The sequence below is a fragment of the Haloarcula sp. MBLA0163 genome (assembly GCF_055632435.1).
In genome coordinates this window covers 45,139-71,353 of sequence record NZ_CM145745.1, presented here as the reverse complement: position 1 = coordinate 71,353, position 26,215 = coordinate 45,139, and the positions used below count along the sequence as shown (strand labels likewise).

At 70.5% G+C, this 26,215-nt stretch carries 21 protein-coding genes; 10 read left to right on the top strand and 11 right to left on the bottom strand.

Annotation, left to right across the window (positions count from 1 at the left end; translation table 11 throughout):
- Positions 1 to 2: 2 nt before the first annotated feature.
- Positions 3 to 1,208, bottom strand: a complete 1,206-nt coding sequence (gene metX / locus ACV7GQ_RS00335) for a homoserine O-acetyltransferase MetX (RefSeq protein ID WP_470311576.1) — start codon at positions 1,206 to 1,208, stop codon at positions 3 to 5.
- Entirely contained in the window at positions 1,205 to 2,491 is a 1,287-nt protein-coding gene (locus tag ACV7GQ_RS00330; RefSeq protein WP_470311575.1) for an O-acetylhomoserine aminocarboxypropyltransferase/cysteine synthase family protein, read from the bottom strand. Before ACV7GQ_RS00330 ends, metX begins: the two co-directional genes overlap by 4 nt.
- Before the next feature lie 142 nt (positions 2,492 to 2,633).
- Between ACV7GQ_RS00330 and ACV7GQ_RS00325 the strand changes: the two genes are divergently transcribed.
- From ACV7GQ_RS00325 to ACV7GQ_RS00315, 3 genes are all read left to right on the top strand, one after another.
- Complete coding sequence (locus ACV7GQ_RS00325; protein ID WP_470311574.1) at positions 2,634 to 2,909, top strand: DUF7967 family protein; 276 nt, start codon at positions 2,634 to 2,636, stop codon at positions 2,907 to 2,909.
- 72 nt (positions 2,910 to 2,981) lie between these two features.
- Positions 2,982 to 3,905 (top strand): ABC transporter ATP-binding protein, encoded by a 924-nt coding sequence (locus ACV7GQ_RS00320; RefSeq protein WP_470311573.1) that lies wholly within the window; start codon positions 2,982 to 2,984, stop codon positions 3,903 to 3,905.
- A complete protein-coding gene (locus ACV7GQ_RS00315) occupies positions 3,902 to 4,927 on the top strand; it encodes an ABC transporter permease (protein ID WP_470311572.1) in 1,026 nt (341 codons plus the stop codon). Before ACV7GQ_RS00320 ends, ACV7GQ_RS00315 begins: the two co-directional genes overlap by 4 nt.
- A 66-nt stretch (positions 4,928 to 4,993) precedes the next feature.
- Here ACV7GQ_RS00315 and ligA read toward each other — a convergent pair whose 3' ends face one another.
- From ligA to ACV7GQ_RS00300, 3 genes are all read right to left on the bottom strand, one after another.
- Positions 4,994 to 7,096, bottom strand: coding sequence for an NAD-dependent DNA ligase LigA (ligA, locus tag ACV7GQ_RS00310; RefSeq protein WP_470311571.1), 2,103 nt, complete (start codon positions 7,094 to 7,096; stop codon positions 4,994 to 4,996).
- A gap of 145 nt (positions 7,097 to 7,241) precedes the next feature.
- On the bottom strand, positions 7,242 to 8,348 hold the full coding sequence (locus ACV7GQ_RS00305; RefSeq protein WP_470313125.1) for a pyridoxal-phosphate-dependent aminotransferase family protein: 1,107 nt from the start codon (positions 8,346 to 8,348) through the stop codon (positions 7,242 to 7,244).
- A gap of 69 nt (positions 8,349 to 8,417) precedes the next feature.
- A complete protein-coding gene (locus ACV7GQ_RS00300; RefSeq protein WP_470311570.1) occupies positions 8,418 to 8,933 on the bottom strand; it encodes a hypothetical protein in 516 nt (171 codons plus the stop codon).
- Between the two features lie 79 nt (positions 8,934 to 9,012).
- Between ACV7GQ_RS00300 and ACV7GQ_RS00295 the strand changes: the two genes are divergently transcribed.
- The 3 genes from ACV7GQ_RS00295 to ACV7GQ_RS00285 all read left to right on the top strand — a co-directional run bounded on the left by ACV7GQ_RS00295 (position 9,013) and on the right by ACV7GQ_RS00285 (position 13,135).
- Complete coding sequence (locus ACV7GQ_RS00295) at positions 9,013 to 9,633, top strand: hypothetical protein (RefSeq protein ID WP_470311569.1); 621 nt, start codon at positions 9,013 to 9,015, stop codon at positions 9,631 to 9,633.
- 33 nt (positions 9,634 to 9,666) lie between these two features.
- Positions 9,667 to 11,403 (top strand): excinuclease ABC subunit C, encoded by a 1,737-nt coding sequence (locus ACV7GQ_RS00290; RefSeq protein ID WP_470311568.1) that lies wholly within the window; start codon positions 9,667 to 9,669, stop codon positions 11,401 to 11,403.
- Between the two features lie 790 nt (positions 11,404 to 12,193).
- Positions 12,194 to 13,135: a M48 family metallopeptidase gene (locus tag ACV7GQ_RS00285; protein ID WP_470311567.1), complete on the top strand. Its 942-nt coding sequence runs from the start codon at positions 12,194 to 12,196 to the stop codon at positions 13,133 to 13,135.
- Here the strand turns inward: ACV7GQ_RS00285 and ACV7GQ_RS00280 are convergent, their stop codons facing one another.
- Together ACV7GQ_RS00280 and ACV7GQ_RS00275 are read right to left on the bottom strand one after the other, a co-directional pair.
- Positions 13,136 to 14,068, bottom strand: a complete 933-nt coding sequence (locus ACV7GQ_RS00280; protein WP_470311566.1) for a hypothetical protein — start codon at positions 14,066 to 14,068, stop codon at positions 13,136 to 13,138.
- A 39-nt stretch (positions 14,069 to 14,107) separates the two neighbouring features.
- Positions 14,108 to 14,413, bottom strand: a complete 306-nt coding sequence (locus ACV7GQ_RS00275; protein WP_470311565.1) for a DUF7344 domain-containing protein — start codon at positions 14,411 to 14,413, stop codon at positions 14,108 to 14,110.
- 241 nt (positions 14,414 to 14,654) lie between these two features.
- On the opposite strand from ACV7GQ_RS00275, the gene ACV7GQ_RS00270 reads away from it, so the two are divergent.
- The 4 genes from ACV7GQ_RS00270 to ACV7GQ_RS00255 all read left to right on the top strand — a co-directional run bounded on the left by ACV7GQ_RS00270 (position 14,655) and on the right by ACV7GQ_RS00255 (position 22,101).
- Positions 14,655 to 18,557 (top strand): PAS domain S-box protein, encoded by a 3,903-nt coding sequence (locus tag ACV7GQ_RS00270; RefSeq protein ID WP_470311564.1) that lies wholly within the window; start codon positions 14,655 to 14,657, stop codon positions 18,555 to 18,557.
- An 88-nt stretch (positions 18,558 to 18,645) separates the two neighbouring features.
- On the top strand, positions 18,646 to 21,564 hold the full coding sequence (locus tag ACV7GQ_RS00265) for a bacterio-opsin activator domain-containing protein (RefSeq protein WP_470311563.1): 2,919 nt from the start codon (positions 18,646 to 18,648) through the stop codon (positions 21,562 to 21,564).
- Between the two features lie 78 nt (positions 21,565 to 21,642).
- Complete coding sequence (locus tag ACV7GQ_RS00260) at positions 21,643 to 21,942, top strand: HalOD1 output domain-containing protein (protein WP_470311562.1); 300 nt, start codon at positions 21,643 to 21,645, stop codon at positions 21,940 to 21,942.
- Positions 21,943 to 21,945: 3 nt separating this feature from the next.
- Positions 21,946 to 22,101: a DUF7331 family protein gene (locus ACV7GQ_RS00255; RefSeq protein WP_470311561.1), complete on the top strand. Its 156-nt coding sequence runs from the start codon at positions 21,946 to 21,948 to the stop codon at positions 22,099 to 22,101.
- A gap of 178 nt (positions 22,102 to 22,279) precedes the next feature.
- Here ACV7GQ_RS00255 and ACV7GQ_RS00250 read toward each other — a convergent pair whose 3' ends face one another.
- From ACV7GQ_RS00250 to ACV7GQ_RS00235, 4 genes are all read right to left on the bottom strand, one after another.
- Positions 22,280 to 23,122, bottom strand: coding sequence for an alpha/beta fold hydrolase (locus tag ACV7GQ_RS00250; protein ID WP_470311560.1), 843 nt, complete (start codon positions 23,120 to 23,122; stop codon positions 22,280 to 22,282).
- 227 nt (positions 23,123 to 23,349) lie between these two features.
- The gene (locus tag ACV7GQ_RS00245; RefSeq protein WP_470311559.1) at positions 23,350 to 24,243 is read right to left on the bottom strand and encodes an FAD-dependent oxidoreductase; all 894 of its coding nucleotides are present in this window, start codon (positions 24,241 to 24,243) and stop codon (positions 23,350 to 23,352) included.
- A 151-nt stretch (positions 24,244 to 24,394) separates the two neighbouring features.
- The gene (locus ACV7GQ_RS00240; protein ID WP_470311558.1) at positions 24,395 to 25,597 is read right to left on the bottom strand and encodes a cation:proton antiporter; all 1,203 of its coding nucleotides are present in this window, start codon (positions 25,595 to 25,597) and stop codon (positions 24,395 to 24,397) included.
- Positions 25,590 to 26,081 (bottom strand): cation:proton antiporter regulatory subunit, encoded by a 492-nt coding sequence (locus tag ACV7GQ_RS00235; RefSeq protein WP_470311557.1) that lies wholly within the window; start codon positions 26,079 to 26,081, stop codon positions 25,590 to 25,592. Before ACV7GQ_RS00235 ends, ACV7GQ_RS00240 begins: the two co-directional genes overlap by 8 nt.
- Between the last annotated feature and the right edge of the window lie 134 nt (positions 26,082 to 26,215).

Sequence of the window (26,215 nt, the reverse complement as noted above, 5' to 3'; positions counted from 1 at the left end):
GACTAGCGTGAAAAGAGACTGTTGTGGACCGGCGCGAAGTCCGACGGTTCCTCCGGGCTCTCCTCCGTGTCGGAGATGGCGTTCCCGTCGAGCCCTTCCTCGAGGAAGTCGGCCAGCGGCGGGCCGACGCTGTCGGGTTCGACGAGGAAGGCGTCGTGGCCGTAGTCCGAGTCCACGACGTGGTGGGCGACGTCGGTGTCGGTCTCCCGCAGGGCGTCGGCGAGCGCCTCCGACTGCTGGGTCGTGAAGTGCCAGTCGCCGGTGAACGACATCACCAGCGCCGTGCCGTCGAAGGCCGCCAGCGCGTCGGCGTCGTCCTCGAACCCCGAGGAGAGGTCGTAGTTGTCCATCGCCCGCGTCAGGTAGAGGTAGCTGTTGGCGTCGAAGCGCTCGACGAACTTCGAGGCGTTGTAGTCCAGATACGACTCCACGTCGCGGTACGGGAAGAAGCGCCCGGCGGGGTCCGTGGGGAACGCGCGTTCGGCCTCTCGCGTGGCCGCGCGGCGGCCGAACCGCCGCTCCATGCTCGACTTCGAGAAGTACATCACGTGGCCGAGCTGTCGAGCGAGCGCCAGGCCCTCGTCGGGGTGTTCGCCGTCGCCGTAGTAGTCGCCGCCGTTCCAGTGCTCGTCGGTCGTGATGGCACGCCGGGCGATGCCGTCGAGCGCGAGACACTGCGGGTCGAGTCGGGGGGCGGCGGCGATGGGCACTATCTTCTCGACGTGGTCGGGGTGGCGTTTCGCCCACTCGAGGACGTTCATCCCGCCGACGCTGCCGCCGACGACCGCGTACAGCGCCGGGATACCCAGTTCGTCGAGCAGTCGCCGCTGGGCCTCGGTCCAGTCGGCGACCGTGACGGGGGGGAACTCCGGCCCGTAGGGCTCGCCCGTCTCCGGGTTCTCGCTGGCGGGGCCGCTGGAGCCGTAACACGAGCCGGGGACGTTCGCACAGACGACGAAGTACTCCTTCGTGTCGATGGCCTTCCCCGGACCCACGATGTCGTCCCACCACGCGTACGCCTGGTCGCCCTCCTCGAACCGGCCCCGCGAGGCGACGTGTGCGCTCCCGGTCAGGGCGTGACAGACCAGCACGGCGTTGTCGCCCTCGAACTCGCCGTACGTCTCGTAGGCCAGTTCGAGGTCCGGAATCGTCTCCCCGCACTGGAACTCGAACTCGCCGAGCGAGACGGTCTGTGACTCGACGCTCATGTGGCTCGCTCGATAGCGTCGTCGATGTCGGCGACGACGTCGGCCGGGTCCTCGATACCGACGCTCATCCGGACGAGGTCCGGACTGACGCCGCTCGCGCGCTGTTCGTCCTCGGAGAGCTGGGCGTGGGTGGTCGAGGCGGGGTGGATGACGAGCGTCTTCGCGTCCCCGATGTTCGCGAGGAACTGCGCCAGCTCGGTCTCCTCGCAGAACCGTCGGCCGGCGTCGTAGCCGCCCTCCAGCCCGAAGGTGACGACGCCGCCGTACCCGCCCTCCAGGTACGTCTCGGCGAGGTCGTGGGTCTCGTGGCTCGCCAGTCCGGGGTAGGTGACCCACGACACGTCGGGGTGGTCCTGGAGGTGTTCGGCGACGGTGAGCGCGTTCGAGCAGTGCCGCTCCATCCGGAGCGAGAGGGTCTCGCTGCCCTGTATCGTCGCCCAGGCGTCGAACGGTTTCTGCCCGTCACCGAGCGCGCGCAGCCCCCGCTGGCGGGCCGCCATCGAGAACGCGCGGTCGCCGAACCGCTCGGCGAAGTTCGCGTCGAACGCCGGGTTCTGGCCGCCGATCTCCGGGTACTTCTCGGGGTACTCGCCCCACGGGAACGACCCCGCGTCGGCGAGAATGCCGCCGACGGTCGTGCCGGACCCGTGGATCCACTTCGTCGTCGACTCCCAGACGATGTCGGCGCCGTGGTCCAGCGGTCGACAGAGCGCCGGCGTCCCGAACGTGTTGTCGACGAACAGGGGGACGCCGTGGTCGTGGGCCACCTCGGCGATCTCCTCCAGCGGCGGCACGACCAGCGAGGGGTTCCCGATGGTCTCGCAGTGGACGTAGGCGGTGTCGTCGTCGATGGCGTCGGCGTAGGCGTCGGGGTCCAGCGTGTCGACGAACCGGGTGTCGATGCCCCGTCGGCTGGCGGTGGTCGCGAGATAGGAGTGCGTACCGCCGTAGATGGACGAGGCCGAGACGACGTTGTCGCCGGCCGACGCCAGCACCGTCGTCGCGGCGTCGAGTGCGGCCATCCCGGACCCGGTGGCGACGGCGTCGACGGCGTTCTCCAGCGACGCCAGACGGTGTTCGAGCATCCGCACCGTCGGGTTGTCGAACCGCGAGTAGACGTTGCCGTCGTCCTCCAGCGCGTAGCGGTCGGCGGCCGTCTCCGCGTCCTCGAAGACGTACGAGGAGGTCTGATAGATGGGCGGAGCACGCGCCCCGGTCGCCGGGTCGGGCTCCTCCTGCCCGGCGTGGACGCATCTCGTCCCGAATCCGTAGCGGTCGGTCATGTGCAGTATGCATATATCTCTACGCATCTATAACCACGAGTTACGGCAAAACTCTCCCCGTGTGGTACGGTAGCGTCTCCGGACGGGGTGGCGAGGCCCGCGCTCGGAGGATACAAACCGCTGGCACCGGAATGGCGAGTCGATGACCGACGCCGACGAGACGGTCCGCTGCTGGCTGGTCGAGCGCTCCAGCTACGGCGACGAGCGCATGGTGACGCTCGTCTACGCCACGCCGGAGGGCGACCGCCACGTGACCAAACAGTTCTCGACGAACCTCCTGATGAAAAAGCGCGTGACGGCCGCCATCGACATCGAACCGGCCCGGTTGGAACCGGTCGACGACGCCGAGACCCGGGAACGGTACGCCACCGAGGCAGAGCGGATGGCGGGCTCTCACGGCCCGGACGAGGAGGTCTGAGGGCGTCTCGGCCCGTTACCGACCGGTCCGTAACACGAAAGACTATACCGGAGGCCGGCACAAGCGGCGCGTATGACCGCCATCGAACTGGACGGCGTCCGCAAGGAGTTCGGGGACGTCGTCGCCCTGAACGGAGTGGACCTCACGGTCGAGGAGGGTGAGGTCTTCGGCTTCCTCGGTCCCAACGGCGCCGGGAAGTCGACCACCATCAACATCCTGCTCGACTTCGTCCGCCCGACGGCGGGGTCCGCGACGGTCCTCGGTCACGACGTCAACGAGGAGTCGAAGGCCATCCGCGAGCGTATCGGCGTCCTCCCGGAGGGCTACGACGTCTACGAGCGCCTGACCGGGCGCGAACACGTCGAGTTCGTCATCGAGTCGAAGGACGCCGACGACGACCCCGAGGCGCTGCTCGAACGGGTCGGCGTCGCCGACGCCGCCGACCGGCGGGCCGGCGGCTACTCGAAGGGGATGAAACAGCGACTGGTGCTGGCGATGGCGCTCGTCGACCAGCCGGACCTCCTCATCCTCGACGAGCCGACGACGGGGCTGGACCCCAACGGCGCCCGCAAGATGCGCGACCTCGTGCGCGAGGAGAGCGAGCGCGGCGCCACCGTCTTCTTCTCCTCGCACATCCTCGGCCAGGTCGAGGCCGTCTGTGACACCGTCGGCATCCTCCAGGACGGCGAACTCGTCGCCAAGGACAGCGTCGAGGGGCTCCGGGCGGCCGCACAGGGCGACATGAAGCTCGTCGTCACCGTCGGCGACACGGACGGCCTCGACGCCGCCGTCGAGGACGTGCGCGCCCTCCCGGAAGTGTCCAGCGTGCGGGCGGACACCGACCGCGTCACCGTCAACTGCGACGGCAGCGCGAAGATGACCGTCCTCAACACGTTCGAGGAGGCCGGCGTCGCCGTCGAGGACTTCGAGACCCAGGAGGCGTCGCTGGAGGACCTCTTCAGCGCCTACACCGAGCAACAGGAGGTGGAGGCATGAGCACCGCCAGCGAGGGCGGCCTCGCCGGGCTGGACCGCCTCCTCCGGAACACCTTCGAGTGGTACACCGTCTCGAAGAAGGAGTTCAAGGACGCCATCCGGTCGAAGGGGCTCTGGCTGCTGGGCCTCATCTTCACCACGGCGTTCATCGCCCCCGTCGCGCTGGCGCTGTACTTCGACATCGGCGTGAGCCAGCAGGGACAGGGCCTGGGGATGCAGCTCCTGCTCTCGCAGGTGTACCTGAACATGGTGACGTTGCTGTTGCCCATCGTCGCCATCTTCCTCGGCTTCGCCGCCATCTCGAAGGAGCGCACGTCGGGGTCGCTGAAGCTCCTGCTGTCGCTCCCGCACTCCCGGAAGGACGTCATCATCGGGAAGGTGCTGGGCCGGTGTGCGGTGCTCGGCGTGCCGCTGGTCGCCTCGCTGGCCATCACCGCCGTCTTCCTGACCGCCTCGCGACTGACGTTCAAACCCGAGCTGTTCGGCCTGTTCTCGTTCTTCACCGTGGTGTTCGCGCTGGTGTTCGTCGCCATCGTCGTCTCCATCTCCGGGGCCTTCGAGAAGAGCCTCTGGTCGGGCGCCGCGAACTTCATCGTCTACTTCTACTTCACGTTCCTCTGGAACGCCGGCGCCAACGGCGTCGGGAACATCCTCTCGAACGAACTGGGCGTGACCGGCGCCATCCGCTGGCACGTCGTCCTGCTGTTGAAGCTCGTCAACCCGAACCAGGCCTACAAGACCCTCGTCAACTCGATGCTCGGCTCCGGGGAGGCCCCCGCGCTGTCGGCCCGGTACGGGATGTTCAGCCAGGGCCAGGAGGCGAGTCGCACCATCTGTGCCGACGTCCTCAACGGCGCGCCACAGGCCCAGGAGGGCATCTTCGGCACCGTCGTCACCTGCGCGCCCGGGTCGGGGTCCCTGCCGTTCTACTACTCCGACCCCGCCGTCGTCGTGTTCATGCTCACCTGGATCGGCGTCGCCGCGAGCATCAGTTACTACACGTTCAGCCTCGCGGACCTCTAGGACGGGCGGCCGGTTCGCTTTCTGCTGTCGCGACGGCGAACGTGGCGACGAACCACCGGAAAGCCGTCACTCGATTTCGATGCCGTACTCCCGGAGTTTCGCCTCGAACTCCTCGCGGCCGTCCAGCAGTGCCACGTCGTTTGCCTCGGCGTCCTCGCGCTTTCGCTGGCCGGCGTTCTCGCCGACGACGAGGAAGTCGGTGTTGCCCGAGACGCTGCTGGTCGCCGAGCCACCGTTGCGCTCGACGACGTCCTGTGCGTCGCCCCGGGTGAGGCCGTCGAGCGACCCCGTGAACACGAAGGTCAGCCCCGCCAGCGCGTCCCCGCCGGTCGCCGCTGCGGCCTGCGGGTCGACGCGGTCGAGCAGTCGGTCCAGCACGTCGCGGTTGCCCTCGCTCTGGAAGAACTCCACGACGCTCTCGGCGACCTCCGGGCCCACGTCGGGGACGGCCTCGAAGGCCTCGCGGTCCCCGGCGTCGCCGGCGTCGAGAATCGCCGCGAACGTCCCGAACTCCTGTGCGAGGTTCCGTGCCGTGACGTCCCCGACGTGGGGGATGCCCAGCGCCACGAGGAAGTCCGCGAGCGGCGGTTCGCGGGCGGCGTCGAGTTCGGCGACGAGGTTCCGTGCGCTGGTCTCGCCCCACCCCTCCAGGTCCGCCAGCTCCTCGACCGAGAGGTCGTAGAGGTCGGCGGCGTCCTCGACGAGGCCCGCCGCCAGCAGCTGCTCGACGGCCTTCTCGCCGAGGCCCTCGATGTCCAGCGCGTCCCTGCTGGCGTAGTGTTCGACGGAGCGCTCGCGCTGGGCGGGACAGGACAGGCCGCCGGTGCAGAACGCCATCGGCCCGTCGCGCTCGACGGGGCTGTCACAGACGGGGCAGGTGTCCGGGAACGCGAAGTGGCCCTCGCTGCCCTTCTCGACCACCTCGACCACGTCCGGAATCACGTCGCCCGCGCGCTTGATGCGCACGCGGTCGCCGACGCCGACGCCCAAGTCCGCGATGAGCGAGGGGTTGTGCAGCGACGCGCGGGTGACGGTGACGCCGCCGACCTCGACCGGGTCCATCAGCGCGACGGGGGTGAGTCGGCCGGTGCGACCGACCTGTACGACGACGTCTCTGACCGTCGTCTCCTCCTTCCGAGCGGGGAACTTGTAGGCGAACGCCCAGCGCGGCGCGCGGCTGGTCGACCCGAGCAGGTCACAGGCCCGGGTGTCGTCGACCTTCAGGACGACGCCGTCTATCTCGTAGTCGAGGTCGTCGCGCGCGTCGAGCTGGGCGTCGCGGTAGTCGATGGCCGCCTCGACGTCGTCGACCACCTCGGTCCGGTCACAGACCCGGAGCCCCCACTCGGGAAGTCGCTCGTGGAGGGCAGCGTGGCTCTCGAACTCCGTCGAGGCGTCGAGGACGCCGAAGAAGAACACCGCGAGCGGGCGCTGCGCAGTGACGCCGGGGTCCAGTTGCCGGAGCGTCCCGGCGGCGGCGTTCCGGGGGTTGGCGAAGGGGTCCTCGCCCGATTCGACGCGTTCGCGGTTGTACTGCGTGAACGCCTCGCGGGGCATGTACACCTCGCCGCGCACCGCGAGGAAGTCGGGGTAGTCCCCGCGCAGGCGCTGGGGGACGGTGGCGATGGTGCGGACGTTCTCGGTGACGTCCTCGCCCACCTCGCCGTCGCCGCGGGTGGCCGCGCGCTGGTACTCCCCGTCCTCGTAGACCACCTCGACGGAGAGGCCGTCGAACTTCGGCTCGCAGAAGTACTCGACGGCGCCGTCGTAGTCGGCGTCGGTCAGCCGTCTCCGCACCCGCTCGTCGAACTCGCGGACGTCGTCGGCCTCGCCGCCCTGGTCGATGGACTGCATCGGCGCGACGTGTTCGACCTCGCCGAGTTCGTCCAGCGGTTCGCCGCCCACCCGTTGTGTGGGACTGCCCTCGGTGTCGAGGCCGAACGTCGACTCGAGGGTCTGGAGGCGCGAGAACAGCGCGTCGTAGGCCCGGTCGCCGATGAGCGGGTCGTTCTCGACGTAGTAGCGGTGGTCGTGGTAGCGGATGGCCTCGCGCAACCGGGCGGCCTGGTCGCGGGCCTCGCTCTCGCTGAGTTCCTCGACGGGGTCGAACTCCGTCGGGGGGTCCTCTACGTAGGGATTGTCTGTCTCGGGGTCGTCGACGGCTGCCATTGTCGGTTCTCTGGGACCCGGGCACTAATACGGACTGCTGTCGGTCACCACCGGAGCGCCCGCGTGACCGCTCGCGACCGTCCCGGGATGCGGGTACGGCAGTCCGGGCGAGCCGCTACGACACGCCGACGGCGAAGGAGCGGAGTTACAGACCGGCGACGTCCTCGATGGCGTCGGTCAGTGCCTCGATGCTCTCGACGGTGTGCTCGCCCATGTGGCCGATGCGGAACGACGCCTCGCTCAGGTCGCCGTAGCCGCTGGAGAACACCATGTCGTACTCCTCGCTGACCTGTTCGACGGTGGCGGCGACGTCGATGTCCTGCGTGTTCTCGACGCAGGTCACGGTCTGGGACTCGTACCCCTCCTCGGGGAACAGGCCGAAGTGCTCGCGGGCCCACTCGCGGGTGTACTCGGCCATCTCGCGGTGGCGCCGGTCGCGGGCCGCGTGGCCCTCCTCGAGCATGTGTTTCATCTGCTTGCGATAGGCCAGCATGAGCGGGATGGCCGGTGTGGAGTGGGTCTGGCCCTTCCGGTCGTAGTAGTCCAGGCAGCGCTGGAAGCCGCCGTACCACGAGGCCGACTCCTTGTCGAGTTCGCGCTCGTAGGCGTCGTCGCTGACGGTACACACCGCGAGACCCGGCGGCATGGCGAAGGCCTTCTGGGTCGAGGTGAAGATGCAGTCGATGTTGTGGCCCTCGACGTCTATCTGGTCGCCGCCCAGACAGGAGATGGCGTCGACGACGAAGTAGGTGTCCGGGTAGTCGCCCAGCAGGTCGCCGATCTCCTCGACGGGGTTTCGCACGCCCGTCGACGTCTCGTTCATCACCATGCCGACGGCGTCGTAGTCCTCGCCGCTCTCGAGGGCGTCGCGGACGTCCGCGGGCTTGACGGCCTCGCCCCACTCGTACTCGATGCGGTCGACGTCCTTGCCGAGTCGCTCGGCGACGTTGGCCTGTCGCTCGCTGAACGCGCCGGAGGTGGGGACGAGCATGTTCTCGTCGACGAGGTTCAGCGTCGTCGACTCCCAGAACTCCGTACCGGAGGCGGTGAGGACGATGACCTCGTTGTCGGTGCCGAGGAACTCCTTGGTGTCCTCGACGATGGTCGTGTAGAGGTCGGTCATCCGGTCCATGCGGTGGCCGAACATCGGCTGGGCCATCTCCTGGACGACGTCGTCGCGCACTTCGGTCGGGCCGGGGAGATACAGCGTCTTCTCGGGGTAGTCGCCAGTGTATTCCTGTTTCTTGGTCACGGAAGCCACCTGATAGGTGGACCCTCGTCGTCGGCAGTCATGGTAGTTTTGATACCGGTGCGCGGGTCACTAGCTCAGCCGTCGGACCGCGAACAGCACCAGCCCCGCGTACACCACCGGGCCGAGCAGGTCGGCGACGCTGACCCCGGCGAACCCCGAGAGCAGGGCCGCCGCCAGCCACAGCGCGAACGGGGCGACAGCGAGGGCGGTACCGCCGTCCCGGACGGCGTCGTCGACGGATGGCTGGCGGGCCGCGTACAGGCCGACGCCGGCGACGGCCGCCAGATAGAGGAGCGTCACGCCCGGCGGCGAGACTATCGGGAGGGTCACGAACGCGACGACGGCCAGCGCGGCGCCGACGATTCGCGGGCCGTCCTCGCGGCCCTCGAACGTCCGGCCGATGGCTCTGGCGTCCCCGGACTCGAGCGCCGACAGGAGGTCGGAGGGCGCTTCGAGGCCGTGGCCGACGACGCGTCCCCCGTCGGCCTCGACCGGTTCGGAGAAGTCCCGCCCGCAGTGCATACACCACGTCGCCGTCGCGCTGACCTTGCCGTCGCAGTGCGGACAGCGAGGGTCACTCACCATGTACGCCTGTCGGGGCGCTGATGAGATAGCCGTTTGGGATGGGGGAGCATTGAAAGCGCTCGGTCGGCATACACGGTGTATGGACTGGGTCGAACGGGCCGGGGAGCTCCTCTACGACGGCGAGACGATACGGGAGCAGGTCCGGGTGGGCGACGGCGGCGTCGTCGTGACGAGCCACCGCCTGCTGGCGTTCACGCCGGACCGCGAGGGGCCGAACTTCCGGCAGGTCGACCGGCCCAACGTAGAGGGCGTCGACAGACGGACCGCCGGGAACGCCGCCTTCCTCGAACAGGGCGTGAAGGCGCTCGTCGCCGGCGTCGCCCTCGTCGCGGCCGGACAGCTGGTCAGCCTCGACAGCCTCGTGGCGGGCGTCTCGCTGGACGGGGTCGGAAGCGCTGGCGCGATGGGGCTGGGCGGGATGCTCGGACTCCTGCAGGGGCTGCTCCGACTGCTGGCGCAACTGGACGACATCATGACGCTGTTCGGCGGACTGGCGCTGGCGCTCGCCGCCGTCGTCCTCGGCGTCTACCTCTGGAGCCGCGAGACGGTGCTGGTCGTCTCGGTGGCCGGCGGCGAGGACGTCGAGCTGTCGGCGCCCGAGGACGACGCCGTGCTGGAGCGGGTCCGCGCCGCCGTCCGCCCCGGCACGCCGTCGGCCGACGCCAGCGAGCCCCCGGTGACGGACGACCCGCTGGCGTGACGTTCAACTCCACCGAGCGCTAACCCGGAGGCGATGGACCCAGAGGGCGTCCGCACGCGGGCCGGTGACCTGCCCCGAGAGCCCGGCGTCTACCAGTTCGAGGACGACGAGGGCCGGGTGCTGTACGTCGGGAAGGCCGTCGACCTGCGCGACCGGGTGCGCTCGTACGCCGACCCGCGGAGCCGCCGCATCGCGAAGATGGTCGACCGCGCGGCCGTCGTCGACTTCGCGGTGACCGACACGGAGACGCAGGCGCTCCTGCTGGAGGCCAACCTGATAAAACGGCACCGGCCGCCGTACAACGTCCGCCTGAAAGACGACAAGTCCTACCCGCTGGTCCAGCTCACCGACCACGCCGTCCCGCGCATCGAGGTGACGCGGGACCCGGCCGACGGCGCCACCGTCTACGGCCCGTTCACCGACAAGGGCCGCGTCGAGACGGTGGTCAAGGCCCTGCGGGAGACCTACGGCCTGCGGGGCTGTTCGGACCACAAGTACAGCAACCGCGACCGGCCCTGCCTGGACTACGAGATGGGCATCTGCACCGCCCCCTGTACCGGCGAGATCAGCGCGGCCGACTACGCCGCCGACGTCGAGAGCGTCGAGCGGTTCTTCGAGGGCGAGGTGGGCGTCCTCGCGGACCCGCTCCGGCAGGAGATGGACGCCGCCGCCCAGCGACAGGAGTTCGAGCGCGCGGCGAACCTGCGGGACAAGCTCGGCGCCGTCGAAGCCCTCCACGGGGAGGGCGACGCGGCGGTCAGCGACGCCGGCGGGAGCGCCGCGACGGACGTACTGGGTGCCGTCGTCGAGGGCGACCGGGCCGTCGTCGCCCGCCTCCACGCCGAGGGCGGGAAACTGGTCGACCGGGAGCGCCACACGCTCGACGCGCCCGACGGCGAGGGGCCGGCGGGCGTCTATCGGGCGTTCATCACCCAGTACTACGCCGAGCGGGACCTGCCCGGCACCGTCCTCTGTGCCGAGGACCCCGCCGACCCCGACATCGAGGCGTGGCTCGAACGAGAGGGCGTCGACCTGCGAGTGCCCGGCGCCGGCCGCGAGGCGACGCTCGTCGACCTCGCGCTGAAGAACGCCCAGCAGCGCGGCGGTGCCGACGACGCGGTCGGGGCGCTGGCCGACGCGCTTGGCGTCGACCGCCCCCGTCGCATCGAGGGGTTCGACGTGAGCCACGCGCAGGGCAAGAGCGTCGTCGGGTCGAACGTCACCGTCGTCGACGGGACCGCCGAGAAGTCCGACTACCGCCGGAAGAAGCTCACCGAACGCAACGACGACTACGCGAACATGCGCGAGCTGGTCCGCTGGCGGGCCGAGCGCGCCGTCGAGGGGAGGGACGACCGTCCCGACCCCGACCTGCTGTGCATCGACGGCGGCGACGGCCAGCTGGGCGCGGCCCGTGACGCCCTCGCCGAGACCGGCTGGGACGTCCCCGCCGTGGCGCTGGCGAAAGACGAGGAGCTCGTGATCACGCCGGACCGGGTGTACGACTGGCCCGACGACGCCCCGCACCTGCACCTCCTCCAGCGCGTCCGCGACGAGGCCCACCGCTTCGCGGTCCAGTACCACCAGACGCTCCGGGACGAGGTGTCGACGGCGCTGGACGACCTGCCCGGCGTCGGGCCGGAGACGCGCAAGCGACTGCTCCGCCGGTTCGGGAGCGTCGAGAACGTCCGCGAGGCCTCGACGGACGAACTGACGAGCGTCGACGGGGTCGGCGCGGCGACGGCCGAGACGATCCGTAGCCGGCTGAGCTGATTCTGTATCGCGGATAGCGATTTATCCTGTGCCGAGGCCGGTCTGCGTGAACCGGCGTCGAGAGGCGTCAGCGCTCCGCAATCGGACGAATCTGCTGCTGCGTCGCCGAAGCGGCGACCCGTCGACGGTCCGAGGAGCGACGAGCCGGCGGTCACCCGGCCGAGACGGTCGTAGTGCGCCGGGCAGTTCTCGACGACACGGTGCGGACCGGTTCGAGGCCAAAGGTCGACAGGCGCCGGGCCCCGGACCGTCCAGTACGCGTCGGTCACGTGTCGGGAGCGCCAACGACGTCTCGCCGACGGCGAACGACGGAGCGACGAGGTCGACCGGCACGGGAGTGGCCCATCGGCGCGTCGGTGGGTCGGCCTCCCCCGCGAAGACGGTGTCCGGGAGAACGACACGCCGGCGCCGCCACGGCCAGCACGCCCCACATCGGACCCAGCACGCACGGCCGCGGGCGTCGGTGGCGCGTCGTGCGGACGCCACCGAGCGGAGCCTCGCGACCGCCGTTGTGCGGTTTCGCCCCGACCCGGCGAGTGGATGCACCGGCCGTGCGCGGGCCCCCCGTCCGCGGCAGACCAGCCGTGCCGGTCGGTAACCCGACGGATTTAGTCGGTTTCGACCGTGCTCGTAGCTCTACGGTGCGTTTCGTAGTTCCGTCGTCGAGCCGGCGACCGGCACGCGATAAATCACTATCCGCGATATAGAATTCCGCTCTGACCGGGCAGCCCCGACCTGCGGCCCGGCCGCAACAGAAGGCGTTTCGGCGTCCCACCCGTACGCTCGGTCGATGGACGCAGGTCGGCGGGTCGTGCTCGCGGTGCTCGGCATCGTGTCGCTCGTGACGTACGCCGCGGCGGCGGTGGTCGGGTATCGGGTCCTCCGGACGGTGTGGGCGTCCCGGCCGTCGCCGGTGGTACTGGCCGGGGCGCTCGTCGGGACGGCGCTCGTCCTCGGACTGGTGAGCTACTGGTCCGGGACGACGCGGCTGAAACGGTCGCTCGACGCGGTTGTGCTCCCGCGCTCGCGCGCCCCCGAGACGTACCGCCGCTTCGACGCGCTCACCGAGCGGATGAACGCCGGGACGCCGACGCTGCTGGTCGCCCGGTTGCCGGTCCCCAACGCCTTCGCCGTCGGCGGGTTCGGGGCGGCCATCGTCGTCGACCGACGGCTGTTCGCCGCCCTCTCGGCCGACGAGATGGAGACGCTGCTGGCCCACGAGCTCGCCCACCTGGAGCGCCGCGACGCGCTGGTCCAGACGCTCGCGTACAGCCTCACGCAGGGTCTCGTCGGCGTCGTCAGCGTGGTGCTGTTCCCCGTGGTCGTCCTGACCGGCGGCGTCGCGCGGGCGTGGGCGCTGGTCCGTGGCGACCCCGCGAGCTGGTCCCGGTCGTGGCTCGCCCGGACCCAGCGCACCGCACTGCAGGTGGTCGCGCTGCTGGGCCTGGCGGTGACGCTGGGCGTGCTGGCGTACTCCAGACGGCGGGAGTGGGCGGCCGACGACCGGGCCGTCGAGGTGACCGGGAAGCCGCTGGCGCTCGCCCGCGCACTCCGGACGATAGAGCGGGTCTCGACGCCCGATTTGGGGCCGCTGACGCCGCTGTACGTGCACGGCGACGAGGACGGTGCGCTGTCGAATCTCCTGTCGACGCACCCGCCGATGGACGACCGGGTACAGCGGCTCGTCGAGCGGGCTCGGTCACAGCCGACGCTCGGGCCGCGGCGGCCCTGACTACTCCGAGAGGAGGTCCGACAGGGTGCGTCGGAGGTCCGCGCTCCCGGGGCTCTGTGGCACCTGTGCGAGGACGTCGCGCCGGAGGCCCGACAGCGCCTCGTCGACGCCGAGGGCGTCCAGCCGGTGGCCGTGTTTCAGCGCGACCCGCGGCGAGACGTCGAACAGGAGGTCCTGCTTGCCGATGGTCGAGTGCGTGATGGCGAGCGTCTCGACGGCGTTCTCGACGAACCGGTCGCGGGCGTCGGGGTCGCCCACGCCGTCGAGCGCCGCGGCCAGCAGGCGTTCGAGCCGGTCGGTGCGGTCCTGCAGCGCCGGCGGTCCGTCGAGGACGGTGGTGCCCTCGGGCTGTTCCGGGGTCATGCTGTCGCGGGGCGCGTACGAGAGGACGGCACCGCTGACCGGTTCCGTGGCGTCGGGGAGCGGCGACGTCAGGCGCTTCGAGGGCCGCGTGTCCGTGAACACGACGAGCGCGTTGGCCGGGTCCCCCGACACCGGGTCGCCGTCGCCCGCTGATTGTGCCGGCTGGTCGTACCCCCGCCGGAGCGCCTCGCGGAGCGTCCCCGGAATCGGGCCGGTGTCGCCCCGGAGTTCGACGTGGACGACGACCGGACCGTCGGCGCTCCGGTCGAGGGCGCGCCACAGCGTCGCCACGCCGTCGCGGGCGAGCGCGGACAGTCGGACGCACGGGCAGTCGCGGTCGGCGGCGAGCAGTCTCGCGATTGTGATGCCGCGCCAGCCGGTGAGGTCGGGGACGTAGAACCAGGGGACGGCGTGGACGGGGCCGACGGTCGGGTCGCCGGCACCGGGGCCGAGGCGGTCGGGGACCGACGCGAGGTAGGCGTCGAGCGTGCGGCGTTCGGGGGCGAAGTAGTCGGCGACGGCGGCCGGGAGCGTCGTGTCGAGCCGGCAGTGCTGTGGAACCGGGGCCATGTGTCCACCGCTCGGTCCCGCGGGCGGAAAACGGTGGCTCTAGTAGACCAGCTTCGTCTCCGTGTCGTACTCGACGACGTCGGTGTCGGCCAACCGGGGGAGGTGGTTGTGGTGGAGCGCGATGGCCACGCGCTCGACGGCCGCCGCGTCGGCCGTTCCGTGCTCGGACTCGCGGGCCGCGACTTCCGTCGCTAGTTCGTCGAGATGGACCGGGCCGACCCGGTCAGAGAGCACCTCGAGGGCGATGCGACGACGCTCGTCTGTCAGGAGTCGGTGACGGTCGCTCTCGGTCAGATCGACCGCACCCGCGAGGTCACCGTCGGAGTCGCTGCGTATCTGAGTCATGGGTCGTAGCGCCGATCCGGTCGTGACGGCGGCGTACACTGTGCAACGCACTACGTTGTCCTAAGAGTGGTCTAGAATATTTTAGGTCGATACCGGAGGCACTGCGTGGGCTCGACGGTGGGCTGCGTCGTCCCACCCGCGGACGTTCACACTCGACGACAGGACGGGGGTGCCGACCGGCGTGCCGGGAGACAGACTCCGCCGGCGGAGGGTATAACACGCTGGCGCCGCTACCGGGCCCATGACTGGACAGTCGCTGACCGAGAGTCTCCGGGAGACGCTGGCGCTGTTCGACGGGACGGGAACGCCGCTGACGACCACGGAGGCCGCCGAGCGGCTCGACCTCGGTCGGCGGAGTACGTACGACCGCCTCGACCGACTCGTCGACCGCGGTCGTCTCGACACGAAGAAGGTCGGAGCGAGCGCGCGAGTCTGGTGGCGACCGCCGTCGGACGCCCCCACCGCCGAGACGGACGCGGGGCGCGTGCTGGAGGCGGCGCCCGTCGAACTGGTCGGCGTCGCCGCAGACGGGACCGTCGACCGTGCGAACCCGCGTGCGCGGACGGCGTTCGGCGTCGACGGGGCGGCCGGGTCGACGGCGACGGACCTGCGGTTCGACGACGAGGACGGCGACCCCGTCCCGCCGTCGGACCACCCGGTTCGGACGGTCATCGACGACGACGCGACCGTCAGCGGCCGACTACTGGGCCACGAGACGCCGGCCGGTGACCGCCGGTGGGTACGGGTCAGCGTATCGCCGAGAGCCGACGGCGGTGCGGTCCTCGCCTGCACGGACGTGACCGCACTGTGCCAGTCACAGAACGGACCCGAACGGGCGCGCGAGCAGTTCGCTGACGACCTGACCGAGATGGTCGACCGCATCGACGACGCCGTCTTCGCGCTGGACGAGTCGTGGCGGTTCACGCGGGTCAACGACCGGGCCGCGACGCTGCTGGACCGCTCGGCGGACGAGTTGGTGGGCCAGAGCGTCTGGGAGGCGTTCCCGGAGGCGGCCGACTCCCGGTTCCGGACCGAGTACGAACTGGCCTTCGAGACACAGGAGTCCCGGTCGTTCGAGGCGTACTACCCGCCGCTGGCGGCCTGGTTCGAGGTCACCGCCTACCCGTCCGAGACCGGCCTCTCGGTGTACTTCCGGGACGTGACCGAGCGCGTCGAGCGTGAGCGGGAGCTCGAACGGTACGAGGCCATCGTCGAGACCGTCGACGACGGCATCTACGTCGTGGACGACGACGGCTACTTCACCGAGGCCAACGAGAGTTACGCGTCGATGGTCGGGCGCGACCCGTCGGCCATCGTCGGGGAGCACGTCTCGACGGTCGTCGACGACGAGGCGGTCCTCGCGGAGGCCGAGCGCCTCGAACGGGAACTGGCGGCCGGCGAGCGCACGGAGGCCGCCCTCGAGGCGGAGGTGGAGACGGCGGACGGGGAGACGTTCGCCGGCGAGGCGACGTTCGCCCTGTTCGAGACCGAGGACGGCCACGAACGCGTCGCCGTCGTCCGCGACGTCACCGACCGCACGAGGCGCGAGCGGGAACTGGAGCTGTACGAGGCCATCGTCGAGACCGTCGACGACGGCATCTACGCGGTCGACGACGACGGGGAGTTCGTCCTCGTCAACGAGCAGTTCTGCGACCTGACGGGCTACGGGGAGAGCGAGCTCCTCGGGGCGGACGCGACGACGGTCCACAACGAGGCCATCTCCCGGCGAGCCCGGACCATGGCGGGCGAGGTGGTCTCGGACGACCGTGACGTCGCGCAGCTCGACCTCGACATCCGGACCAGCGACGGGGGCGCCGTCCCCTGTGAGGCCCGCTTCTCGCCGTTCCCGGTCGACGACGGGGTCGGCCGCTGTGGCGTCGTCCGGGACATCTCCGACCGCCTCGAACGGGAGGCCGAGCTCGAGCGGCGGGTCCACCAGCAGGAGGTCGTGACCGACCTCGGCCAGCGGGCGCTCGCGGACAGGGACGTGGACGCCCTGATGCGGACGGCGACCGAACTCGTCGCCGAGACGCTCGACAACGAGTACTGCAAGGTGCTGGACCTCGACCCCGAGGCCGAGGAGCTGCTGCTCAGGGAGGGCGTCGGCTGGGACGACGGCCTCGTGGGGTCGGCGACGGTGTCCGCCGTCGCCGACGACTCGCAGGCGTCCTACACGCTTGCCTCGTCCGCCCCGGTCGTCGTCGAGGACCTGACGACGGAGCGGCGCTTCAACGGCCCCGACCTGCTGACGGACCACGACGTCCGGAGCGGTATCAGCGTCATCGTCGGGCCCCAGGACGACCCGTGGGGGATCCTCGGCACACACGACACCACCGAGCGGGCGTTCACCGAGCACGACGTCAACTTCGTCCAGTCGGTCGCGACCATCCTCGCCTCGGCCATCGCGCGACGGGAGGACGAGCAGGAGCTGGTCGACCAGCGGGCGGAGCTGCGCCGGCGCGAGCGGACGCTGCGGCGCGCCCACGAGATCATCGCCGACGCCGACCGGTCGTTCGACGAGCAGATCGACTCGCTCCTCGGGGTCGTCCGCGAGACCGTCGGCACGGCCTACGCCTCGCTGTCGCACGTACAGGGCACCGACTACGTCTTCGAGTCGGTCGACGCGCCGGCCGACGCGGCCCTCGAAGCCGGGGACGTCGTGGCGCTGTCGGACACGAACTGCGACCGCGTCGTCTCGACGGAGGAGACGCTCGCCCTCGAGGACGTCGAGCGGGACGCGCCGGAACTGGCCGACAAGGCCGGGAACGCGGAGTGGGGCATCTCCTGTTACCTCGGCGCCCCGGTCACGGTCGACGACGCCGTCCACGGGACCTTCTGTTTCTACGGTACGGAGCCCCGGAGAGAGTCGTTCTCGGACTGGGAGGTCGCGTTGGTCGACCTCCTCAGCAACTGGGTGGGCAGCGAGCTCGAACGCCAGCAGCACGTCGAGCTCCTCTCGGCCCTCAACGGGCTCAACGAGGTGTTCAACGAGATCACCACGGCGGTCGTCGAGCAGTCGACCCGCGAGGAGATAGAGGCGACGGTGTGTCACCACCTCGCGAACTCGGCGTCCTACCAGTTCGCCTGGGTCGGCGAGGGCGAGCGCGGCTCCCAGCGGGTCGTCCCGCGGGCCGAAGCCGGTGCGGAGGACTACCTCGACGGCCTCGAGGTGTCCGTCGACCCGGACGACGAACGGAGCGGAGGGCCGACGGGGGAGGCGTTCCGGACGGGCGAGATACAGACGGTCGGCGACGTCAGGACGGCGGACCGCTACGAGTGCTGGCGGGACCGGGCCGAGGCGCACGGCGTGCGGGCGTCGGCCGCCGTCCCCATCGTCCACGAGGACACGGTGTACGGTGTGTTGAACCTCTACACCGGCCGCGAGAACGCCTTCGAGGGACGGGAGCGCGTCGTCGTCGAGCAGCTCGGCGAGGTCGTCGGCCACGCCATCGCCGCCACACAGCGCAAGCAGGCGCTGATGAGCGACGAGGTCGTCGAACTGCAGTTCCACATCCCCGACGTCTTCGAGACGCTCGACGTCGACGTCGGGACCTGTGGCGCCATCAGCCTCGACCGCGCGATTCCCGTCGCCGACGACGAGTACGTCGTCTACGGGTCGGCGGCGCCGGACGCCGTCGAGAGCGTCCACGCCGTCACCGACGCCATCCCGCACTGGGAGTCGGTGACGTTCCGGGACGGCGGGACCGACTTCGAGGCCCGGCTCTCGGAACCGCCGGTGCTGTCGGTCGTCGCCTCCGTCGGCGGGCTCGTCGAGTCGGCCGTCGTCGAGGACGGCGACTACCGGATGACGATCCGCGTCTCGCCGACCGTGGACACGCGCCGGATAATCGACGTCGTCACCGACACCTATCCCGCGGCACAGCTCCTCAAGCGTCGACAGCGGACCCGCGACGGCGACGACCGCCTCCAGCGGGAACTGACCGAGGCGCTCACCGACCGCCAGCTGGCCGCCCTCGAGGCCGCCTACCACGCCGGCTTCTTCGAGTGGCCGCGGGACGTCTCCGGGCAGGACGTGGCGGACTCGCTGGACATCGCCGCGTCGACGTTCCACCAGCACCTCCGGAAGGCCGAGCGCAAGGCGTTCGACTACGTCCTCTCGTCGGCGATGTCGGCGCACAAGTGAGGGGGACCCTGCTACGGTGAGGGCACCCCCGGCGGGGCTATAGAGATAGGCCCGACTCACTTCCATCTGGAGACTAACCACTAGTCACATGAGTATCGATCAGGAACGGTCGCCGCACCGTCTCCTCTACGTCGGGTCCGGGTCGCTGTGGTCGGCGGCGTCGGCGTCGGTGCTCGCGGAGGACGGCGAGTCGCGGACCGAACTGACCGCCGAGACGGCCGCGGCGGCGCTCGAACTGGTCGAACAGGAGCCGCTGGCGGCCGTCGTGGCGGAGTACGACCTGCCGGACGGCGACGGCGTCTCGTTCCTCGCCGACTGTCTCGACGCCCAACCGGGGCTGGTCACGATACTCGTCGCCACGGAGAGCTCCCAGTCGCTCATCGACCGGGCGTTCGAAGCCGGCGTCGACGAGTTCGTCCACGACACGGGTTCGGAGAAGCGGCGGCTCCTCGAGCACCACCTGCGGTCCTATCTCGGCGCCAGCGCGACGGCGCGCGACACCGAGGACCGCGGCCGGTTGCTGCGCCGCCTGCAGTCGGAGACCGCCCTCGGCGAGGCGCGGAGCCTCACCGACCGCATCCTCGAGACCAGTCCGGTCGGCATCGTCATCATCGACGCCGACGACACCGTCCGCTACATCAACGACCGGGCGGCCGAGATGCTCGGCATCGACGGCTACGACGGCCCGCTCGTGGAGACGGCACTGGACGTCGACGTGCTGTCGTTCGACGGCGGCGTCGAGGGCGACGACCGGCGGCCACACCAGCGCGTCGTCGAGGACGGCGTGACGGTCCGCGGCGAGGCGCGCGTCGCCGTCGACGGGCAGACCCGGTGGCTCTCGGTCGCCGGGGCACCGCTCCACGACGCGGACGGCGCGGTGAGTTCGTCGGTGTTCTCGCTGGAGGACATCACCGACCAGAAGCAACGCGAGCGCCGCCTCCAGCAGCAGGAGGCCGTGATGCAGACCGTCGACGACGGTCTGTACGCCCTGGACGACGAGGGGCGGTTCGTCGTCGTCAACGACGCCTACACCGACCTCGTGGGGTACGACCGCGAGGAACTGCTGGGTCGGCCGGCCGGCGAGTTCTTCGAGACGCGCCTCGTCGAGCAGGCCGACGAACTCCAGTCGCGCATCGAATCGGACGGCCGCGAGAGCGTCACGCTCGAGGCCGTCCTGACCACCGCGTCGGGCGAGCAGGTGCCGGTGGAGGCGCGCATCTCCCTGTTCGAACTCGAGGACGGACGCCACGGCCGGGCCGGCGTCGTCCGGGACATCAGCGACCGCAAGCGGCGCGAGGAGCGACTCGCCAGCCTCAACGAGGTCGGGCAGGCGCTGACGACCGCCGAGACGGCCGAGGCGGTGGCCGACATCGTCGTCGAGGGGGCGCGGGAGATACTGGACCTCCCGCTGACCGCCGTCGAGTACCACGACGAGGCGACCGGACGGCTCCGCCCGGCCCGGCGGACGGCGGCGCTGGAGTCGCTGGTCGGGGACGGGCCGCTGTTCACCTCCGAGTGGGGGTACCCGTGGCAGGTCTACGCCGAGAGCGAGGGGCGCGTCCTCGACGACCTGGGCGAGACGGCGATGGACGCCGGCGAGACGCCGCTGGAGAGCGCGATCCTGCTCCCGATGGGCACCCACGGCGTCTTCGTCGCCGGGGCGACCGAGCCCCGCGCCTTCGACGACGTCGACGTGATGGTCGCGGAGATCCTCGTCGCGAACGCCGTGGCCGCCCTCGACCGGGTCGACCGGGAGCGCGAGCTGCGGGCGACGACGGCCGAACTGGCCGACCACAACGAGTCGCTCCAGCGCCTCAACCGCCTCAACGACATCATCCGGAGCCTCACCCGGGACCTCACGCAGGCGTCGACGCGTGCGGACGTCGAGGCGGCCGTCTGCGAGCGGCTCGCCGACGCCGACCCGTACGTCTTCGCGTGGGTCGCCGAGCAGCGGGCGAGCAGCGACGACGTCGTCGTGCGCGCGAGTGCGGGGGAGGACGACGGCTATCTGGACTGGCTCGCCGACGCGGAGCGCCCGGCGACCGGCGAGACCCCGACCGAGCGGGCCATCGACACCCGCGAGCCGGTGGTCCAGAACAGCCTCCACGCCCACCCGCCGCTGGACCCGTGGCAGACACAGGCCCTCAGACGCGGCTTCGACGCCAGCATCGCCGTGCCGCTGACTTTCCGGGAGACGGTGTACGGCGTCCTGCACCTCTACGCCGACGAGGCCGGCGTGTTCGACGAGATGGAGCGGGCGGTGCTGGCCGAGCTCGGGGGGATGGTCGGCTACGCTATCAACGCCATCGAGCGCAAGAAGGCGCTGGTCAGCGACGCCGCCGTCGAACTCACCTTCAGCGTCGACGACCACTCGATTCCGCCGTTCGAGTTCGCCGCCCGGACCGGCAGCGAGTTCGAGTTCGACGAACTCGTCCAGCACAGCGACGGGACCGTCCGGGTGTTCTTCACCGTCACCGGGGCCGACCCGGAGACCATCTACCGGTACAGCGAGCAGCTCCCGTCCGTCCACCAGCTCTCCCTGCTCACGGACCGCGGGGACGCGTGCCGCTACGAGGCTCTGGTGGGCGACTCCGGGTTCCTCGCCGACCTCATCTCCTACGGCGCGCACCCGACGGCGATGACCGCCGGCGCCGACGGCGGTCGGGTGCGCGTCGAGTTGCCCCAGAGCGGCGACGTGCAGGCGTTCGTCCGGATGTTCCTGGAGCGGTACGAGGGGAGCGAACTGGTCGCCCAGACCGAGCGGGAACGCCCCGTCCAGACGCTCGCCGAGTTCGAGGCGAACTACCGGAGCCGGCTCACCGAGCGCCAGCGGGAGGTGCTCGAGACGGCCTACTTCAGCGGGTTCTTCGAGTGGCCCAGAGACGTCAGCGGACAGGAGCTGGCGGCGATGCTCGACGTCTCCCAACCGACCGTCAGCCGCCACATCCGGACCGGCGAGCGCGAGCTGTTCGGCCTGATATTCGACGACGGGGCGACGCGGGGCTAGCCATCTAGCACCCGCCCGACGTTCGGTAGTATACCCTTATCGAGAGGCGCTATGGGGGTAGGACGCGTCCACTACAGTATGAACTGTCCCACGCCCCCCTCGACCGCGGACGACGCCGACGCGCTGGTCGTCGCTATCACCGAAACGATAGCCGCGAAACGCGGCGTCGACCCGACCGACATCCCCCCGCTGAACGACTACATCGACGTCGACGCCCTCGCGTCGCTGTTCCCCGCCGGGGCCGACGGCCCGGCGTCGCACGGCCACGTTCGCTTCCAGACCGCGGACTACGAGGTGTGTGTCTACCACGACGGGACGTTCGACGTCGAGACGTTGGACGACCCCGTCTCTGGCACTCCGTACCGGGAGCGTCGATAACCGATGATAGCGGACAGCGACGCGCCCGAGCCGCCTGACCTGGACCGGTACCGCGCCATCGAGTACCGGAGCGAGAACGGCCTGGTGACCATCATCCAGGACACGGAGAACGAGGATGCGTGGGTGCAGTCGGACGTCAGGACGGAGGTCCGTCGGTAGCCGCCGTCACCGCTGGCGGCGACTCGTCGGACCGAGCGCCGCGGCCGTCGCCAGCGATGCGTGCCCGCCCTCCGAGCTTGGATAGCCGCTCGTTCCCGATTCGATATAGCTCCATATAGTTTATCGTCTGAGCTGCGGACCGAATCGGGGAACCGACGGCTGTCGGCCGAGACGGGTTCTACCGCCCGGAGACGGCCGATTCGACGTGAGCGGCGACGGCGTCGGGGTCCTCTCGCGGCGCCCAGTGTGCGCAGTTCTCGAGGACGTGGAGTTCGGCCTCGGGGATGGCGGCGGCGGCGCGGTCGGCCCAGTCGACCGGGAACAGCTCGTCGTGGGCGCCGTGGAGCAGGCGGGTCGGGACGGCCACGTCCCCGTAGCGGCCGGTGAACGTCGTCCGGTAGCCGTGGCGGGTCACCTCGGCGTCGCGGAACCGCCGGAACGCCGCCCCGGCAGTCGGCCGCTGGACCTCCTCGTACACGGCGTCGACGGCCGCCGGTGAGAGCGCGTCGAGGTCGTGGACGATACCCCCCAGACTCGCACGCGTGAGGCGGCGGCTCCGGCGGAAGGCCGCGATAGCGAGTCGGTTGCACACCTGCACCCGCGCGAGGAGGAGCGAGAGGCGGCCGTTCGGTAACTCGCGCCCGAGGCCGAACGGGTCGATGGGGACCAGCGTCTCGACGAGGTCCGGCCGGTCCAGCGCGAGCTGGATGGCGACCCCGCCGCCCAGCGAGAGCCCGACCAACGTCACCGGGCCGCAGTCCAGCGAGTCGAGCAGCCCTTCGACGACCTCGGCGTGTCGGGGAATCGAGTAGGTGTCGTCGACGAGTTCGCTCTCGCCGTAGCCGAGCAGGTCCGGCGCGACGACCCGGTACTCCGGCGCGAGGCGGTCGACCACCGGCGGCCACGAGACGTGCGCCGCGTCGATGATACCCCCGTGGAGGAGGACGACGGGACGGCCGTCGCCGGCCGTTCGGTAGTGGATGCGCGCGCCGTCGACCGTGAGCGTCTCCTCGGCGACCATGGCTGGTGGTCGGCGGCCACGCACTGAAGGGTTTCGTCGTTCCGGCCGAGGACGCCGGTTTCGGGAAGATGCGGGCGTTCTCCTCACCGATTCTGTGTCTCAGGGCTACTGCCCGATAAATCGCATCACGCTATACGAAATGTGCTATCCGCGCGTCACCCGTGGCGTCGAACCGGGCCAGAATCGTGGCGGTACCGTCGAGCAGCGTCGAGAAGGGCCGCGAACGGTCACTCCTCGGCCGTGCCGGCCGCCGCCTCTATCTCGCGAGCGCGTTCGAGGACGAGGTCGTCGTCGACGTGGTCCAGCAGTCGCCGCTGGCCGCGGGCCGTCCGTGCCGCTATCTCCGCCTCGGAGACGTAGGTCGCCAGTCGCCGGTCGATGGCCTCCGCCCGGAGTTCGACGCGTCGCTCGTCGGCGAGGCCGTGGTCCTCGGGGAGGCGGCGGTCGAACCACTCGCGCCACCGGTCCCGGTCCGCCCACTCCTCGTCACGCGCGCTCTCGGGGCGGACCCAGTCGTAGTGGCCCGCCACGGCGTCCGGATAGCCGCGTTCACGACGGGCGTGCGCGACGAGCTCGAGAGCGGTGCGGGCCCCGCGCCCGGCGGCGACGACGGCCTGCCGGTCCGCCTCGTGGGACGGTGAGGCGACGTACAGGCCCTCGACGGGCGTGGTGCCGTCGTGGTCGGCGTACGAACGGTCGAACCGCTCGCGTTCCTCGCCGTCGTACTCGTGGCGCTCGAACATCGCCCCGTCGTCGAGCGGGCGGAGGTACGCGCCGTCGTACCGGGTCGCGGCGAGGACGTATCGGGTCGTGACCGTGCGGCCGTCCTGTGTCCGGACGACGAATCCGTCGCCGTCGTCGGGGCGCTCGACCGACGAGACGAGGTCCGGGACGACGGTCCCGCCCGCCTCCGCGACGTGGTCGTGCATCAGCGCGTACAGCGTCTCGACGTCGACGCCGGCGGGGAACCCGAGGTAGTTCTCCAGGTACGCACACTGCTTGAGCGAGGACCGCCCGCGGTCGAAGACCACCGTATCGAGCCCGTCGCGGGCCAGGAAGACCGCGGCCGAACAGCCGGCCGGGCCGCCGCCGACCACGACGACGTCGCGGTCGCCGCTCACGCCGGGTCACCTCGTCCCGTCGAACCGCCGTCGAGTTGCCGTTCCATACGGGGGACACCCGGCTACCCGGACATACCGCTTGCGATTTTTTGGCCGCCCTAAATCCCTCCAGTGGGGCTGCGACGGACGACCGACAGCGGGGCGGCGGCGGTCAGCCCCGCGAGTCGGCGCCGGTCACCGACAGGACGGCGTCGGTGATGCCGTCGGCCCTGTCGACGAGGACGCTCCCGACGACGCTCATCACGAGGACGTAGCCGACGGCGAACGCCGGGACGACGGAGCCGAGTCGGCCGGTGCCGATGCTGGCCGCGAGCGCGACGAGGACCAGCGAGAACTCGCCGCGGGGGACCAGTCCGAGCCCGACGCGGAGCGAGCGCCGCCGGTCCAGACCGTACACACGCCCGGAGAGCGTCCCGCTCAGCAGTTTCCCGGCCGTCGTCGCCACCACGGCGACGGCGAGGAGGCCGGCGACGCCCGCGAGCAGCGTCACGTCCGTCGAGAGGCCGATGGCGAAGAAGAAGACGGCGGCGAAGAGGTCCCGGGCCGGCGCGACGATGTGTTCGATGCGCTCGACGTGGGTCGTCTGGCTCAGGCCGGTCCCGAGGAAGAAGGCGGCGACGGCCTCGCTGACGCCCAGCGCCAGCGCCGCCCCGGCGACGACGGTGGTCAGCCCGACGACCCGGAGGACGAACTGCTCGTCCGACCCCGTGGTGAAGAAGCGCTCGAACCAGCCGGCGCCGTACCAGGCGAGGACCGACAGGCCCCCGAGGAAGAGGAAGGCGACGCCGACGGAGGTGGCCGCCGCCCGCAAGCCACCGCCGCCGGTGATGGCCGCCAGCAGGGCGAGGTAGACGGCGATGAGGATGTCCTCGAACACCAGCGTCCCGAGGATGGGGCTGGACTCCTCGTTGGCTATCCACCCCGTCTCGATGAGCGACTTCGTGACGACGGCCGACGAGGAGATGTAGACGATGCCCGCGAGGAACAGCGTCTCGACGAGCGTCCACCCGAAGGCGAAGCCGATGGCCGCGCCGATGCCGAAGTTGACGACGAAGTCCAGCGCGCCGACGGCGGATATCTTCCGGCGGTCCCGGAGCAACTGGTCGACGCTGAACTCCAGTCCGAGGAAGAACAGCAGGAAGACGACGCCCAGTTCCGCCAGCACGTCGATGACCTCCCCCTCGTTCACGAGGGCGACCGGGACGCCGAACAGCGTCGTCGGCGCGTTGGGCCCCAGCAGGACGCCGACGAGGATGTACGCCGGGATGACCGAGAGGCCGATACGCCCCGCCAGCATGCCCGCGAGGGCGACGCCGGTGACGGCGATGCCGACCTCCAGCAGGAGTTCAGCCATCGTCGTCGGGCGCCACCAGGTCTTCGAGTGCCGACTGCTCGTCGCGGGTCCCCAGCGTCACGAGGATGTCCCCCGTGGTGACGGTCTCCTCCGGGTCCGGGTTCGGGAGCGTCGTCCCGTCGCGCTGGATGGCGATGATCGACGCCCCGGTCTGCTGGCGGACCTTCGCGTCGGCCAGCGTCTGGCCGACGAGCGGCGAGTCGGCCTCGACGTCGACCCACTCGATGATGGCGTCGCCCAGCGGCACGTCCACCGAGTCCGTCTCGACCGGCTGGAAGTACGCGCCCTGCAGAATCGCCCCCACCTCGCGGGCCTGCCGCCCACCGAGCGTGAAGAGGCGGTCGGCGTCGACGTCCGGCCCGTCCTTGTGGAACACTTCGCGTTTCCCGTCGTGGTGGATGACGATGACGAGTCGCTCGTCCCCGTCGAGTTCGACTTCGAACTTCTTGCCCACGCCGGGGACGTCTGTCTCGTAGACGGTCATACCGGAGTAACCACCCCGAGCGAAATAAGCGTCGGGCCGCGAAGGGGGTGACCACAAGCTATTAGTGGCCGGGTTCCATCCTCAAAACAACAATAGTTTGGCTAAATCAATCACACTTGATTTAGTCGGCAGAG